This window comes from Sulfitobacter sp. 1A13496 (assembly GCF_043557225.1).
Lineage (GTDB): Bacteria > Pseudomonadota > Alphaproteobacteria > Rhodobacterales > Rhodobacteraceae > Sulfitobacter > Sulfitobacter faviae.
In genome coordinates, this window is record NZ_JBIFFP010000003.1 from 126,323 (window position 1) to 140,028 (window position 13,706).

The 13,706-nt window shown below is 63.1% G+C and carries 12 protein-coding genes; 7 read left to right on the forward strand and 5 right to left on the reverse strand.

Annotated features, from left to right (window positions below; genetic code table 11):
* Nucleotide 1: 1 nt before the first annotated feature.
* From ACGYLX_RS09290 to ACGYLX_RS09310, 5 genes are read right to left on the reverse strand one after another with little or no spacing between them, the layout of a single operon-like run.
* A complete protein-coding gene (locus ACGYLX_RS09290) occupies nt 2-1,333 on the reverse strand; it encodes an aspartate aminotransferase family protein (RefSeq protein WP_394448911.1) in 1,332 nt (443 codons plus the stop codon).
* A 3-nt stretch (nt 1,334-1,336) separates the two neighbouring features.
* Nucleotides 1,337-2,449 carry a phosphotransferase gene (locus ACGYLX_RS09295; protein WP_394448914.1) on the reverse strand — a complete coding sequence of 371 codons (1,113 nt, stop codon included), beginning with the start codon at nt 2,447-2,449 and terminating at the stop codon, nt 1,337-1,339.
* Entirely contained in the window at nt 2,446-3,735 is a 1,290-nt protein-coding gene (locus ACGYLX_RS09300) for an ArgE/DapE family deacylase (RefSeq protein WP_394448916.1), read from the reverse strand. The genes ACGYLX_RS09295 and ACGYLX_RS09300 overlap by 4 nt, the downstream gene beginning before the upstream one ends.
* Nucleotides 3,736-3,752: 17 nt before the next feature.
* Nucleotides 3,753-5,315: an acetolactate synthase large subunit gene (locus ACGYLX_RS09305; RefSeq protein WP_394448919.1), complete on the reverse strand. Its 1,563-nt coding sequence runs from the start codon at nt 5,313-5,315 to the stop codon at nt 3,753-3,755.
* Complete coding sequence (locus ACGYLX_RS09310; protein WP_394448921.1) at nt 5,312-6,340, reverse strand: histone deacetylase family protein; 1,029 nt, start codon at nt 6,338-6,340, stop codon at nt 5,312-5,314. Before ACGYLX_RS09310 ends, ACGYLX_RS09305 begins: the two co-directional genes overlap by 4 nt.
* Between ACGYLX_RS09310 and ACGYLX_RS09315 the strand changes: the two genes are divergently transcribed.
* The 7 genes from ACGYLX_RS09315 to ACGYLX_RS09345 all read left to right on the forward strand — a co-directional run bounded on the left by ACGYLX_RS09315 (nt 6,305) and on the right by ACGYLX_RS09345 (nt 13,706).
* Entirely contained in the window at nt 6,305-7,123 is an 819-nt protein-coding gene (locus ACGYLX_RS09315; RefSeq protein WP_394448924.1) for a GntR family transcriptional regulator, read from the forward strand. The genes ACGYLX_RS09310 and ACGYLX_RS09315 overlap by 36 nt on opposite strands.
* 99 nt (nt 7,124-7,222) lie before the next feature.
* Nucleotides 7,223-8,797: an ABC transporter substrate-binding protein gene (locus ACGYLX_RS09320; protein WP_271692100.1), complete on the forward strand. Its 1,575-nt coding sequence runs from the start codon at nt 7,223-7,225 to the stop codon at nt 8,795-8,797.
* Between the two features lie 75 nt (nt 8,798-8,872).
* Complete coding sequence (locus tag ACGYLX_RS09325; protein WP_394448927.1) at nt 8,873-9,844, forward strand: ABC transporter permease; 972 nt, start codon at nt 8,873-8,875, stop codon at nt 9,842-9,844.
* The gene (locus ACGYLX_RS09330) at nt 9,841-10,680 is read left to right on the forward strand and encodes an ABC transporter permease (RefSeq protein ID WP_271689235.1); all 840 of its coding nucleotides are present in this window, start codon (nt 9,841-9,843) and stop codon (nt 10,678-10,680) included. Before ACGYLX_RS09325 ends, ACGYLX_RS09330 begins: the two co-directional genes overlap by 4 nt.
* A complete protein-coding gene (locus tag ACGYLX_RS09335; protein WP_394448930.1) occupies nt 10,677-12,299 on the forward strand; it encodes an ABC transporter ATP-binding protein in 1,623 nt (540 codons plus the stop codon). The genes ACGYLX_RS09330 and ACGYLX_RS09335 overlap by 4 nt, the downstream gene beginning before the upstream one ends.
* Nucleotides 12,300-12,326: 27 nt before the next feature.
* Complete coding sequence (locus ACGYLX_RS09340; RefSeq protein ID WP_394448933.1) at nt 12,327-13,085, forward strand: SDR family NAD(P)-dependent oxidoreductase; 759 nt, start codon at nt 12,327-12,329, stop codon at nt 13,083-13,085.
* Between the two features lie 150 nt (nt 13,086-13,235).
* Nucleotides 13,236-13,706 carry a (2Fe-2S)-binding protein gene (locus ACGYLX_RS09345; RefSeq protein WP_394448936.1) on the forward strand — a complete coding sequence of 157 codons (471 nt, stop codon included), beginning with the start codon at nt 13,236-13,238 and terminating at the stop codon, nt 13,704-13,706.

The window sequence follows — 13,706 nt, forward strand, 5'->3', positions numbered from 1 at the left end:
GTTAAACCCCCTCGGCCCGCGCGGCGGCGAAGGCGGCTTCTGTCGCGTCGAGGAACAAAGTCGCCTCGGCCTGCTGCAAGACAAGCGGGGGGCGGATTTTCAGCACGTTGGCCCCCGGCCCGGTGGCGCTGATCAAGACGCCATTCTGGCGCAGATGGTTGACCACGAATTTGGCGCGGGCGGCATCGGGGGCGTTGGTCTCGCGCGCGGTGACGCATTCGACCGCCAGAAACAGCCCCGCGCCGCGCACATGGCCGATCTCGGGGTAGCGGGTGGCGATGTCTTGCAAGCCTCTCTTGAGGAAACCGCCGACGGCTGTGGCATTGTCCTGCAATCCCTCATCCGCGATCACGTCGAGCACCGCCATGCCTGCGGCGGCGGCCACGGGGTTGCCGCCAAAGGTGTTGAAATACCGCGCCTTCTCGCCAAACTCTTGCACCAGCTCTGGCCGCATCGCGGTGCCGGAAAGGGGGAAACCATTGCCCATCGGCTTGCCCATCGTGACCATGTCAGGCACCAGCCCGTGGCGCTGGAACCCCCAGAAGGCATCGCCGGTGCGGGCAAAGCCGGGTTGCACTTCGTCGGCGATGAAAAGCCCCCCCTCGGCGCGGATCAGATCGACCGCCGGTTGCAGGAACCCCGCGGGATCGGGATGCAGCCCGTCGCTGGAAAAGATCGTATCGACGATGAAGGCCGCAGGCTCGATCCCATCGGCGCGCATCTCGGCAATCGCTTGGGCCAGATCGGCGGCGAGTTTGGCACCCTGTTGCGCCTCGGGGATGCGCAGCGTGTCGGGCGCGTCGATCAGCCGGATGCGCGGGCTGCGCGGGGTGAATTCGCCCAGAGAGGGGGAGAGTTCGGCCACCGCCTCGGTCAGCCCGTGATAGGCAAGGCGGGTGACGATGACGCCCTCGCGCCGGGTATAGCTGCGGGCGATGCGCAGGGCGATGTCATTCGCCTCGGACCCGGTGCAGGTGAACATGAGATGACCAAGCGCGTCGGGCATCGTGGCAAGCAGCCGTTCGGCATAAGTCACAACGTTTTCATGCAGATAGCGGGTGTGGGTGTTCAGCACGCCCAACTGCTGGGTGATCGCCTCGACCACGCGGGGGTGGCAATGGCCGACCGATGCAACGTTATTGTAAGCATCGAGATATCTGCGCTCGTCCTTGTCCCAAAGCCAGACACCCTCGCTGCGCGTGATATGCAGCGGCTGGTCGTAGAACAGCCGGTAGGCGGGGCCAAGCGCCTTGGCGCGGCGGTCGATCAGGGCGCGGTCGGCAGGGCTAAGGGCCTCGGCTTGGGCGCTATCATAGGCGTTGATCATGGTCATCGGTCACTCCGTTCCCGCAGCATGATGCAGGGCTTTGATCGCGGCGGCGTCGCCCACTTGGTCGAGCGCGGCCAGCCCGCGTTGCGATGCGGCGGCGTTGCGCAGGATATAGGGGGCATTGTCGGGATAGCGCCGCGCGCGGGAGGCGCCGATCGCCAAGGTGGTGGCATGGCGCAGGCGGATCAGACTGGGCAGAAGCACGACCTCTTCGGCCTCCAGCGGCAGGCGTGCGGCGAAGCCCGCGACCATCTCGCAAATGGCGCCCAGCGGGTCTGTGCCTTGGCCGAGTTGATAGGAGCAGGCCACCGCCAGATCACAGGCCAGCGGCGTATGCACCATATCGCCGAAGTCGATCAGCCCGATGGGGTACTGCGCCTGTGGCGCGTCGACCAGAATGTTATGGGGGTTGAAGTCATTATGCACGATCTGCGCCCGCAGATGCGGCAATCGCGGGGCGGTTTCCGCGTCGAACTGGTCAAGCCTATGCTGCAACTGCTGACGCAGCGCGGCGTCCTGCACATCCGCCAGAAGGGGGCGCAGGTAGCTCACCTGTTTGATGTCCCATTGCAGGAAATGCCCGCCCGCAGGGTGAAAGAACCCGCGCAGCCCAAGGGTGACCCGCGCGTGAAAATCGCCCAAGGCGCGGTAGAGGCCGGGCTGCGGGGTCGCATTGCTGAGCACGGTGCCGCTGAGGAAGGACATCAGGCGAACGACATGGGGCTGCCCATCGGCGGCGGTGGCGACCTCGGCAGCTTTGCCGTTCAGGCTGGCGCAGATGCGTTGCACCGGCAGTTCGGGATCGGCGGCGGCCAGATGCATCAGTGCTGCGGTCTGCATGTCGGTCACCGCCCGGTCTTCGGCGGCATTGGTGATCTTTAGCAGGGCCTTTTCGCCCGTGGTCAGGGTGATGAGAAAGTTCGCATCTTTTTCAGCGGCTAGCGGTTCGATCTCTCCCGAGATCCCATAGCAGCGCAGCGCGACCTCTGCTGCGCGGGCCGCGTTAAAGGCGGGCGGGTCTTGTGCCAGCAGGTCGGTCTGGGCCCCGGTCTCTTCGACCAGCACGCCGCTGAGGAAGGGGGGCAGGCCGCCATGGGGCGTGATCCCGGCCTCGGTCATGGGGCGGTGCCTTCGGTCCCGCACCATTCGGCGATGAAGAGCGCCATGGCTTGGGTGATCTTCTTGACCGAACTGAGGCTGACGGATTCGTTGATCCCGTGAATGTTGCGCGATTTCGGCCCGTAGCAGAGCGCGGGGATCTTGTTGTAAAGCGCATAGACCCGCGTATCGAGGTAGCCCGCCGTCATGAAGGACTGCAGCGGCGCGCCGATGGCCTCTTCATGGGCGCGTTCCAAGACGGCTTCGGCCTCGCTGCCCGGCTCCAGCACATAGCCTTCGGCGTGGAAACCGTTGAAGACCACCCTGGGCGGGTTGTTCGACAGGAAGTTGTCGCTCTGGGCGAAGGCTTTGACCCGCTCTGTAATCTCGCGCGCGGCATCCTCGGCGCTGCGGCCCGGATAGATGGAAACGCGGCAATCGATGTTGCACCATGACGGCACCGATGAGGCCCAATCGCCGCCTTCGATCTTGCCGATGTTGAGGTTGATCGGATGGGCCTCGTCTTCGAAATGCGGATGCTGGCCCTTTTCCGCGTTCCAATCCTCCTCCATCTCGCGCAGGGCGGTGATGACGCGGGTGGCGGCATCAATGGCATTGGCCCCTTCGCCCATTTCGCGCACATGGACCGGCACGCCGCGCAACTGCACCTGAAACCAGATGACGCCGGTATTGGCGCGAACCAGCATTTCCTCTTCGGGTTCGGGGATGAAGACCGCATCGGCGGTGTAGCCTTGCAGAAAAGTCTGCAAAGCGCCGTTACCGGTGGATTCCTCCTCGACCACGGATTGCACATAGACGGTTGCCGCCGGTTGCAGCCCGATGCGGCGCAGCGCGTCGAGCGCAAAGATATTTGCAGCCGCCCCCGCCTTCATATCGCCCGCACCCCGGCCATACATCCAATCGCCGTCGATCTTGGCCGAAAAGGGCGGATCGTCCCACATGTCGTGCAGCCCCTCGGGCACCACATCGAGATGCGATTGCAGGATCAGCGAGCGGCCTCGCTCATCGCGCGGGCGGTGGATGCCCACGACGATGGGCGCGTCGGAATGATCGTCGGAGTATTTCGACCCGCCGGGATGCGCCTCAATCGCGGCGCGGTCCATCTTGAAGCGGTCCATCGCGTAGCCACGGCTTTGCAGGCTGCGAAACAACAGGTCTTGGATCGCATGTTCATGGCCGCGCAGGGAGGGCATTTGCACGAGCTTTTGGGTAAAGCTCACCTGTTCGGCGAATCCGTCTTCGACAGCCTGAACGATGCGAGACTTGAGGTCTGGATCAAGGGGCATGGCGTGTCCTTTCGGGGTTACAGCATCGCTTCGATGAGGAAGGGGCCGGGCTCTTTCGCGGCCTCTTCGATGGTGCGCATCAACTCGGCAATGTCTTCGACCCGTTTGCCCGGCACGCCCATGCCCTTGGCCATGGCCACGAAATCCAATTGCGGGCGGTCGAGGTTCAGCATGCTCAGCGCGTCGGGGCCGGGTTGTGCGCCGACGTTGTGCAATTCGCCCTTGAGGATCTCATAGGACTGGTTGGCCAGAATGATGGTGGTAACGTTGGAATTCTCGCGCGCTTGGGTCCAGAGCGCCTGAATTGTGTACATGGCCGAGCCATCGGCTTGCAGCGTGATCACCGGGCGGTCGGGGCAGGCGATGGCGGCCCCGGCGGAAAGGGGGATGCCAATGCCGATCGACCCGCCGGTCAGCGCGAGCCAGGTGTTCGGCGCGGCACTGTCGCCCGCCGGGAAAGTGGCCCCGCCCGAAGAGACGGCCTCATCCACCACGATCGCGTCTTCGGGCAGCGCATTGGCCAAGGCCGCGCCGAGGTTTTGCAAGCTGATGCCGCCCGCCTGAGGTGCCGCGGGCCGCGCGTGGCCGCGCGGGGTGGCGGGTTTTGCGCCGATGCGGTCCGCCAGAGCGGCCAGTGCGGTGGCGCCATCCGCATCGACGGGGGCAAGCGTCACGTTGTGGCAATCGACAGGCAACAGCAGGCTCGGCTTGCCGGGGTAGGCGAAAAAGGCGACCGGCGGCGGGGTCTCGATCAGGATCGCGCGGCTGTAGGGAGAGAGGCATTCGAGCGCCGCGTTGATCGGATAGGGGATTTTGTTGACGGCAAAACGCCCCTGTCCGCGCTCCAACCGGCGGTTCGAGGTCGGGGCGAGGATATCGGCCCCGGTCTTTTCCGCGATGCCATGCAGCAGGGCCATCGCCTCTTGGTTTTCCAGCACACCGCTGCCGACCAAGAGCACGGTCTTCTCACCACTTTCCAAGGCTTTGACCGCGGCATCAAGCGCGGCTTCGTCCAGCGGGGCAGGGGCCGCGGGGGGCACGACCTCGGCCATCTGGCCGCCCGCGTCCCAGCCGATGTCGGCGGGTGCGATCAGCGTGGCGACCTTGCCCGGCTTGCCTTGGGCAACCGCGAGGGCGGTCATCGCATCGGCGGCAAAGCTGCCCGCGTCACGACCCGAACGTACCCAATCGCTGAAGGGCGCGCAGGCACCTTCGACATCCGCCGACAGAGGCGCGTCGTATTTCTGATGCCGCAGCGCGTGATCGCCCACAAGGTTGACCATGGGCACCCGCGCCTTGCGGGCGTTGTGCAGGTTGGCGGCGGCATTGGCGAAACCGGGGGCAAGGTGCAGCAGGGTCACCGCCGGTTTGCCCGCCATGCGCGCATAGCCATCGGCGGCGCCGGTCACCACCCCCTCGAACAGGCCCAGAACGCAGCGCATCAGTTTGGTGCGGTCCAGTGCGTCGACGAATTGCATCTCGGAGGTGCCGGGGTTGGCGAAACAGACCTCCACCCCGCCCGCATGCAGGCTGCGCACAACGCTTTCCGCGCCGTTCATTTCTTTGGGGGTCTTGCTCATGCTGTGGCCTCGCGGAATGTCGTGAGAAATGATTTTGCGTTATCGGCAAGGGAGGGGCCAAGGTAGCCGCCCTCTTGGATCAATGCGGTGGGAAGGTTCAGCGCCGCCAAGCGCCGGGCCATTTCGGCAAAGCCGTCGGGGTAGACCTTCACGGCAGCCAGCGGATCGTCGGCGGCCATGTCGAAGCCCAGCGAGACGACCAGCGCCTCGGCCCCGAAATCGCGGATCGCGGCGATGCCCTTGTCGAGCAGGGCCAGCACCTCATCTTGGCTCGCGCCCTGCTCCAGCAGCAGGTTTAGCGATTTGCCCGCCCCGTCGCCTTCGCCCGTCTCATCGGTATGGCCAAGGTAGAAGGTGGGGTAGGTGGCCGGATCGGGATGCAGCGAGCAAAAGAAGATGTCGCCGCGTTCATAAAGGATGTCGAGCGAGCCATTGCCGGTGTGCACGTCGATGTCGATCAGCGCGACCTTCTTGAAGGTCTGGGTCAGGTGCTCTGCCGCGATACAGGCGTTGTTGAAAAAGCAAAACCCGTTCGAGCAATCGCGCATCGCATGGTGGCCGGGCGGACGGCAGAGCGCATAGGCCGCGCGGGCGCCTGTCGCCACCGTTTGGGCCGTCTCAATGGCGGTTTGGGCGGACCAATAGGCCGCATCCCATGACCCTTCGGTCAGCGGGGTCGAAGTGTCGGTCATCCACCAGCCCAATTGACCGTGAATGTCCTTGGGCTCTTTCCCGCGCCGCACGCCGGGGTGCATGGTGGGGATGGCCAGCGCATCCGGCCCCGCGCTTTCGACGAAACGGGCATGGGCATCGGGCAGGAAGTCAACGTAATCGGGGTTGTGCACCGCCTTGATCGGCGCCAGCCCGTGGTCTTGGGGTTTGCTGATCTCAAACCCTTCGCCGATTAACATATCGCGTAGAATTTCAGCACGTTGTGGCTGTTCTTGATGCGGCATCGCCGCGCCGCGCCGAAAGTAATGTGTCGGCGCATGGCCAAGCTGGCGTTCATCGAAAAAGACTTTCATCACATTCCCTGTGGTCTGATGTCGTTGCGGCGGAGCATTGCAGTTTTAATTTGCAGGCTCAATAGAAATGATGCATCATGCATCAAAACTGGCAGCAAGTCGGCCAGTAAGGATGAGGGCGCGATGGCCGAGATCAATCAAGTTTCATTGGGCGATGCGATCTATGATCGGGTCTGTCAGGACTTGGTGGAAGGTAGGCTTCGCCCGAATGAAAAGGTCACCATTCGCGGCTTGGCTGAGCGGTTGGGCACCAGTTCGACCCCGGTGCGCGACGCGGTGCAGCGGCTCTTGCGGGATGAGGCTTTGGTCCAGCGCAGCGTGCGCGATGTGCGCGTGCCGGTGCTGACAAAGGCGCAGTATCTTGAAATCGCGAGCATCCGGCGCGAGCTGGAGGGCTTTGCCGCAGGCCGCGCCGCTGAGATGGTCGGCCCCAAGGAAATCCGCCGCCTGAAAAAGATCGTGGAACGGAACGAGGCCGCAGCGGTGGCCGGGCGCTGGCCGCAGGCGGTGAAGTATAATCAAGAGTTCCATTTCGCGCTGGTCGAGGCGGCAGAGATGCCGATCCTGTTGGCCATCCTCAGCGGGCTATGGCTCCGCATGGGGCCGCTGATCGCGGGTTACTATGCGCGAGAGCAAATGGGGCTGGTTCGACATCATCAGGCAATTATTGCAGCCTGTGAGAATCGCGATCCCGCGGCCGCGGCTGCGGAAATGCGCGCAGACATCGATGACGCAAAGGAGGGGATCATAAGATACATCCAATCATTCATCACAGGTGAATGAGCCATCAAGATGCCGCCAATCGCGCGGCGACCACCCGAGCGACTGCAAAAAGCCGACGTCAGATCGGACGCTGCCCTTGGGCGAGTTTCAGCAAAACCAATGGGGATTTACATGCTAAAAACCACTAAATTAACCGCAGCCGTTCTGGCGCTGGCGATGGCCGGGCCTTTGGCCGCGCAGGATGGTGAGCCGAAGTCCGGCGGCACGCTTAACGTCGTGATCCAGCCCGAGCCGCCCAGCCTGATGATCGGCCTTGTGCAGAACGGCCCGACACAGATGGTCGGCGGCGATATCTACGAAAGCCTGCTGCGCTATGATTTCGACCTTCAGCCCGAAGGGCAGTTGGCTGAATCATGGGAGATTTCCGAGGACGGCAAGACCTATACCTTCAAGCTGCGCGAGGGCGTGGTGTTCCATGACGGTGAGCCCTTCACCTCGGAGGATGTCGAATTCTCCATGGATAAGTTCCTGCGCGAGAGCCATTCGCGGATGCGCACCTATATGGAACATGTCGAAAGCATTGAGACGCCCGACGATCACACGGTTGTCTTCAACCTTAAGCAGCCCTTCGGCCCCTTCATCGGTATTTTCGAGCCGGGCACCGCGCCGATGATCCCAAAGCACATCTATGAAGGCACGGATTTCGCGAATAACGAGGCGAATAACACGCCCATCGGCACCGGCCCCTTCAAGTTCGACAAATGGGAAAAGGGCAGCTTCATCCATCTGGTGAAGAACGAAGACTATTACATGGAGGGGAAACCCTACGTTGACGAAGTCTATTACCATGTGATCCCCGATGCGGCCTCCCGCGCCGTGGCCTATGAGACCGGCAAGGTCGACGTGCTGCCCGGCGGCTCGGTCGAGAATTTTGACGTGGCGCGCATTCAGGCAATGGAAAACACCTGCATCACCGACAAGGGCTGGGAATACTTCGGCCCGCTGTCTTGGATGTGGGTGAACAACGACAACAAACCGCTCGACGATGTGAAGGTGCGCAAGGCGATCATGCATGGCGTCGACCGCCAGTTCGCCAAGGACGCGCTGTGGAACGGTCTGGGCAAGGTTTCGACCGGCCCGCTGTCGTCCTCCACGCGTTTCTATGACGGCGACACGCCGGATATCTCCTATGATCCGGAAAAGGCCAAAGCCCTGCTGGAAGAGAGCAGCTATGACGGCGAGACCATCCGCATCTTGGGCCTGCCTTACGGTGAGACGTGGCAGCGCTGGGCCGAGGCGGTCAAACAGAACCTGAGCGAGATCGGCATGAAGTCCGAGATCGTGCCCTCGGATGTGGCGGGCTGGAACCAGAAGGTTGCCGACCGCGACTTCGACCTCGCCTTTACCTATCTCTACCAATACGGCGATCCGGCGCTTGGCGTTTCGCGGACCTATATGGGCGACAATGCCGCCCCCGGTTCGCCTTGGAACAACGTAGCGAACTACCAAAACCCCGAGACCGACAAGCTCTTTGCCGAAGCGGCCCTGATGGCCAGCCCGGAAGAGCGCAAGGCCGCCTATAAGGAGATCCAAGACGCGATCGTCGAGGATGTGCCGAACATCTGGCTTCTGGAACTGGGCTTCCCCACCATCTACCGCTGCGACGTGAAGAACCCGGTCAACACCGCCTTTGGCGTGAACGACGGTTTCCGCGACGTATGGCTCGATAAGTAACAAGAGCGACAACGCTCAAGGCTCGAGCCGCCACAGCGGCTCGGGCATCTATCAGAACAACACGGGGCGGATAGCGTGATACGTTTCATATTGGGCAGGTTGGTCAAGGCAGTGTTTATCCTGCTGGCGATCCTTGTCTTCAATTTCCTGCTGATCCATGCGGCACCGGGTGACCCTGCGGCGGTCATGGCGGGCGAAGCCGGGGCGGCGGACGAGAAATTTCTTGCAGACCTGCGGGCGCGTTTCGGCTTGGACCAGCCCCTCTACATGCAGTTGTGGATTTACATCAAAGGCGCGGTGCAGTTCGACCTTGGCTATTCCTTCCGCCAGCAGATGCCGGTGGCCGAGATGATCGGCGACCGCCTGCCCGCGACGCTTTTGCTGACCGGCGTGGCCTTCGTGCTGTCGCTGGTGCTGGGCGTGACCGCCGGGGTCGCGGCCTCTGCCCGGCAGGGGCGGTGGGGTGACACGATCATTTCGACCTTCGCGCTGCTGTTCTATGCAACCCCGCTCTTTTGGGTGGCGCTGATGGCGACGCTGGTGTTCTCGGTCTGGCTCGAATGGTTGCCGGGCTTTGGCTATTCCACCATCGGCGCGGGCTATACGGGCCTCGCCCATGTGTTGGATGTGGCGAAACATCTGATCTTGCCGGCTTCGACGCTGGGGCTGTTCTTCACGGCGATCTACATGCGCATGACGCGGGCCTCGATGCTCGAAGTCTCGCGGCTGGATTTCGTGAAAACCGCCCGCGCCAAGGGGCTGAACCGCGGCGTGATCCAGCGGCGGCACATCCTGCGCAACGCGCTATTGCCGGTGATCACGCTGGCCGGGCTTCAGGCCGGGCAAATCTTTGGCGGGGCCATCCTGACCGAGACCGTCTTTGCATGGCCCGGCATCGGGCGGCTGATGTTCGAGGCGATCAACCAGCGGGATTACAACGTGATCCTCGGGGTCTTCTACATCTCGGCGGCCATGGTGCTGCTGTTCAACCTGATCACGGATGTCATCTATGTCATTGTTGATCCGCGGATAAGGCTGACGACATGATGAGTTTTTGGAAACGTTTCAGCTATAACCGTGGCGCGGTGATCGGCTTGGTCATCCTGACCTTCGTCATAGCCGCCGCCATCCTTGCGCCCATCCTCTTTCCGCAGAGCCCGTGGAAAATGGTGCAGCGCCCCTTCCTGCCGCCCTTCACCCAAGACGGGCTGCTTCTGGGCACCGATGCGCTTGGCCGCGATGTCATGGCGGGGCTGGCCCATGGCGCTTATGTGAGCCTGCTGGTCGGGCTGGTCTCGACCATTGTGGCGCTGGCCATCGGCGTGCCGGTGGGGGCCGCGGCGGGGTATTTCGCAGGCCGGATCGACGACGCGCTCATGCGCTTTACCGAGTTCTTTCAGACCATCCCGAGCTTTGCGCTCGCCATCGTGCTCTTGGCGATCTTCCAGCCCAGCCTGACTTTTGTGATCATCGCGATTTCCATCGTGTCATGGCCCCCGGTCGCGCGTCTGGTACGGGGCGAGGTGCTGTCGCTCCGAACCCGCGAGTTCGTCGAGGCGGCGAGCCTGTCGGGCCTCGGCAATCTTCAGATCATCACCCGGCACATCCTGCCCAACGCACTGCCGCCAATCATCGTGCTGGCCTCGCTCATGGTGGCGCAGGCGATCCTGCTGGAAAGCTCGCTGTCCTTTCTGGGGCTGGGCGATCCGAACATCATGTCCTGGGGCTATATGATCGGGGCCGCGCGCACCGTGATCCGCACCGCTTGGTGGCTGTCCTTCCTGCCGGGCATGGCGATCCTGCTGACCGTGCTGGCGTTGAACCTGATCGGCGAAGGTCTGAACGACGCGCTGAACCCGCGATTGACGAGGAAATCCGAATGACCCTGCTTAGCATCCGTGACCTGTCCATCGCTCTGCCGGTCGGGGCCGATAGGCTCTATGCCGCGAAGGACATTAATTTTGACCTCGCCCCGGGCGAAATCCTCTGCATCGTCGGTGAAAGCGGCTCGGGCAAATCCATGTCGGCCAATGCGGTGATGGGGCTGCTGCCGCAAGGGGTGTTGCCCGAAAAGGGCAACATCACCTTCGACGGCCAGTCGATCCTTGGCCTGTCGGAGAAAGAGATGCTGAAGCTGCGCGGCAGCCGCATCTCGATGATCTTTCAGGAACCCCTCAGTGCGCTGAACCCGCTGATGCGTATCGGCGCGCAAATCGCTGAGGTCTTCGAGGCCCATGGCGCGCTCAACGGGGCCGAGCGTCGGGCGCGGGCGCTGAAACTGTTGGAGGAAGTCGGCATCCCCGACCCCGAAGCGGCGATCCGCGCCTATCCGTTCCAGCTCTCTGGCGGGCAGCGGCAGCGGGTGATGATCGCGATGGCCTTGGCGCTGGAGCCTGACATCCTGATCGCGGATGAGCCGACCACCGCGCTTGACGTGACCACGCAGGCGCAGATCCTCAAGCTGATCGAAGACCTGCGGCGCAAACGCGGTATGGCGGTGATCTTCATCACCCATGACTTTGGCGTGGTGGCCGATATCGCCGACCGGGTGATCGTCATGAAAAAGGGGGAGATCGTCGAAGCTGGCCCGGCGCAAGAGGTGCTGCTGAAGCCCCAACACCCCTATACCCGCGCCCTCATCGACGCGATCCCCCGGCTGACTAAAACCGAAGCCACGGCAGAGGTCGAACGCACGCCGCTTTTGAAGGTCGAGGGCTTGCAAAAGACCTTCTCCACCGGCTCTGGCACGCTTTTTGGCAAGCGCCGGGTGGTGAAGGCCGTCCAAGACGTGAGTTTCGAGCTTTTTGCAGGCGAAACCATCGGCATCGTGGGGGAGTCCGGCTCGGGCAAATCCACCGTAGGGCGCTGTTTGGTGCGGCTGCTCGATCCCGACGGGGGGCGCGTGTTGATGGACGGTGTCGACATCGCGGAGATGTCGGGGCCAGAACTGCGGGCGCAGCGGCGCAAGTTGCAGATGATCTTTCAAGATCCGTTCTCATCTCTCAACCCCCGCGCGCGAGTGTCGCGCATCCTTACCGAGGGGCTCATCGCCTATGGCACCCCGGATAAGGAGGCCAAGGCCAAAGCGCGCGAGTTGCTGGAACTGGTCGGGCTGGACGAAAGCGCGATGAAACGTTTTCCGCATGAGTTTTCGGGCGGGCAACGGCAGCGGATAGGCATCGCCCGCGCGCTAGCGCTGGACCCGTCGATCATCATCGCGGATGAGGCCGTCTCGGCCCTCGACGTCTCCATTCAGGCGCAGGTGCTCGACCTGCTGGCCGAGTTGAAAACCCGGCTGCATCTGTCGATGCTTTTCATCACCCACGACCTGCGCGTCGCGGCGCGGATCTGCGACCGGATCATCGTGATGCAAAAGGGCCAGATCGTTGAGGCGGGGCCGGTCAGCAAAGTGCTGCACGACCCCGATACCGCCTATACGCGCAGCCTGCTCGACGCTATTCCGGGGCAGGACTATGAACGCGCGCTGGCGGCGGCCGATTAGGGCGCTACCTCAGCCGCTGCGCCCAAGATGGATCAGACGATGAAACCTGCGGATCACGACCAAAAGACACTGCTGCTGACCGGTGCCAGCCGGGGCATCGGCCATGCCACGGCCAAGGCTTTCGCCGACAAGGGCTGGCGGGTGATCGGCTGTTCGCGGCAGGCGTTCTCGCCCGAATGCCCTTGGCCGGGCGGGGCGCAGGATCATGTGCAGGTCGATCTCAGCGATCCGAACCAGACGATAGAGGCGGTCGCGCAGGTCAAAAGGCTGTTGGGCGGCAACCCTTTGCATGCTCTGGTCAACAACGCGGGCGTCTCGCCCAAGGGCGAGGATGGCGCGCGGCTCAGCACGCTCGACACCGATCTGCGGACATGGGGTGAGGTGTTTCATGTGAATTTCTTCGCCTCCGTAGTTCTGGCACGCGGGCTTCAGGATGAGCTTTCTGCCGGGCGCGGGTCAGTGGTGAATGTCACCTCCATCGCCGGGTCGCGGGTGCATCCCTTTGCCGGGGCGGCCTATGCCACCTCCAAAGCGGCGCTGGCGGCGCTGACGCGTGAGATGGCCCATGATTTCGGCCCCCTTGGCGTGCGTGTGAATGCGATCGCCCCGGGCGAGGTCGAGACGGCGATCCTCAGCGAGGGCACCGACAAGATCGTGCGTGACATCCCCATGCGTCGCCTTGGCCAGCCGAATGAGGTCGCGCGGGCGATCTATTTCCTGTGTAGCGAAGAAAGCTCCTATGTCTCGGGGACCGAGATAGAGGTGAACGGCGGGCAGCACGTCTGACCGCGCGGCGCGCGACCATTCTGACAATCGCGTGATCAGCGCAGTCTTGCGCTGTCATCCCCGGCCATTAGACCTATGTACAGCCGCTCAATCAGGGCAGCTATACGCGCGCTCCCCTCAGGCAAAGCATACCCCAAGGGACACCACTTCATGATAAAATTCGAATTGAACGGGCGGTCGATTTCTGTCGATGCTGACCCGGACATGCCCCTGTTGTGGGCGATCCGCGATGAGATCGGCCTCACCGGCACCAAATTCGGCTGCGGCATCGGCGCATGCGGCGCTTGCACCGTGCATATCGACGGCACCGCGACACGGTCCTGCATCACTTATCTGGGCGACGTCGAGGGGCTGTCGGTCACCACGATCGAAGGGCTGGACGAAGAGGGCAAGCACCCCGTTCAAGAGGCATGGCGCAACCTGCGCGTGCCGCAATGCGGCTACTGCCAGTCGGGCCAGATCATGCAGGCGGCGTCTTTGTTGAAAGACACGCCCAACCCCAGTGACGAAGACATCGACGCGGTGATGACCGGCAACCTCTGCCGCTGCATGACTTACCCTCGTATCCGCCAAGCCGTGCGCGACGCCGCCACCGCAATGGGAGGCTCCGACAATGGCTAA

What these genes read in the sequence shown, in the direction of transcription:
- ACGYLX_RS09290 (WP_394448911.1), bottom strand. Translation starts at nt 1,333, where the DNA reads ATGACCATGATCAACGCCTATGATAGCGCCCAAGCCGAGGCCCTTAGC.
- ACGYLX_RS09295 (WP_394448914.1), bottom strand. Translation starts at nt 2,449, where the DNA reads ATGACCGAGGCCGGGATCACGCCCCATGGCGGCCTGCCCCCCTTCCTC.
- ACGYLX_RS09300 (WP_394448916.1), bottom strand. Translation starts at nt 3,735, where the DNA reads ATGCCCCTTGATCCAGACCTCAAGTCTCGCATCGTTCAGGCTGTCGAA.
- ACGYLX_RS09305 (WP_394448919.1), bottom strand. Translation starts at nt 5,315, where the DNA reads ATGAGCAAGACCCCCAAAGAAATGAACGGCGCGGAAAGCGTTGTGCGC.
- ACGYLX_RS09315 (WP_394448924.1), top strand. Translation starts at nt 6,305, where the DNA reads ATGGCCAAGCTGGCGTTCATCGAAAAAGACTTTCATCACATTCCCTGT.
- ACGYLX_RS09310 (WP_394448921.1), bottom strand. Translation starts at nt 6,340, where the DNA reads ATGAAAGTCTTTTTCGATGAACGCCAGCTTGGCCATGCGCCGACACAT.
- ACGYLX_RS09320 (WP_271692100.1), top strand. Translation starts at nt 7,223, where the DNA reads ATGGGGATTTACATGCTAAAAACCACTAAATTAACCGCAGCCGTTCTG.
- ACGYLX_RS09330 (WP_271689235.1), top strand. Translation starts at nt 9,841, where the DNA reads ATGATGAGTTTTTGGAAACGTTTCAGCTATAACCGTGGCGCGGTGATC.
- ACGYLX_RS09335 (WP_394448930.1), top strand. Translation starts at nt 10,677, where the DNA reads ATGACCCTGCTTAGCATCCGTGACCTGTCCATCGCTCTGCCGGTCGGG.
- ACGYLX_RS09340 (WP_394448933.1), top strand. Translation starts at nt 12,327, where the DNA reads ATGGATCAGACGATGAAACCTGCGGATCACGACCAAAAGACACTGCTG.
- ACGYLX_RS09345 (WP_394448936.1), top strand. Translation starts at nt 13,236, where the DNA reads ATGATAAAATTCGAATTGAACGGGCGGTCGATTTCTGTCGATGCTGAC.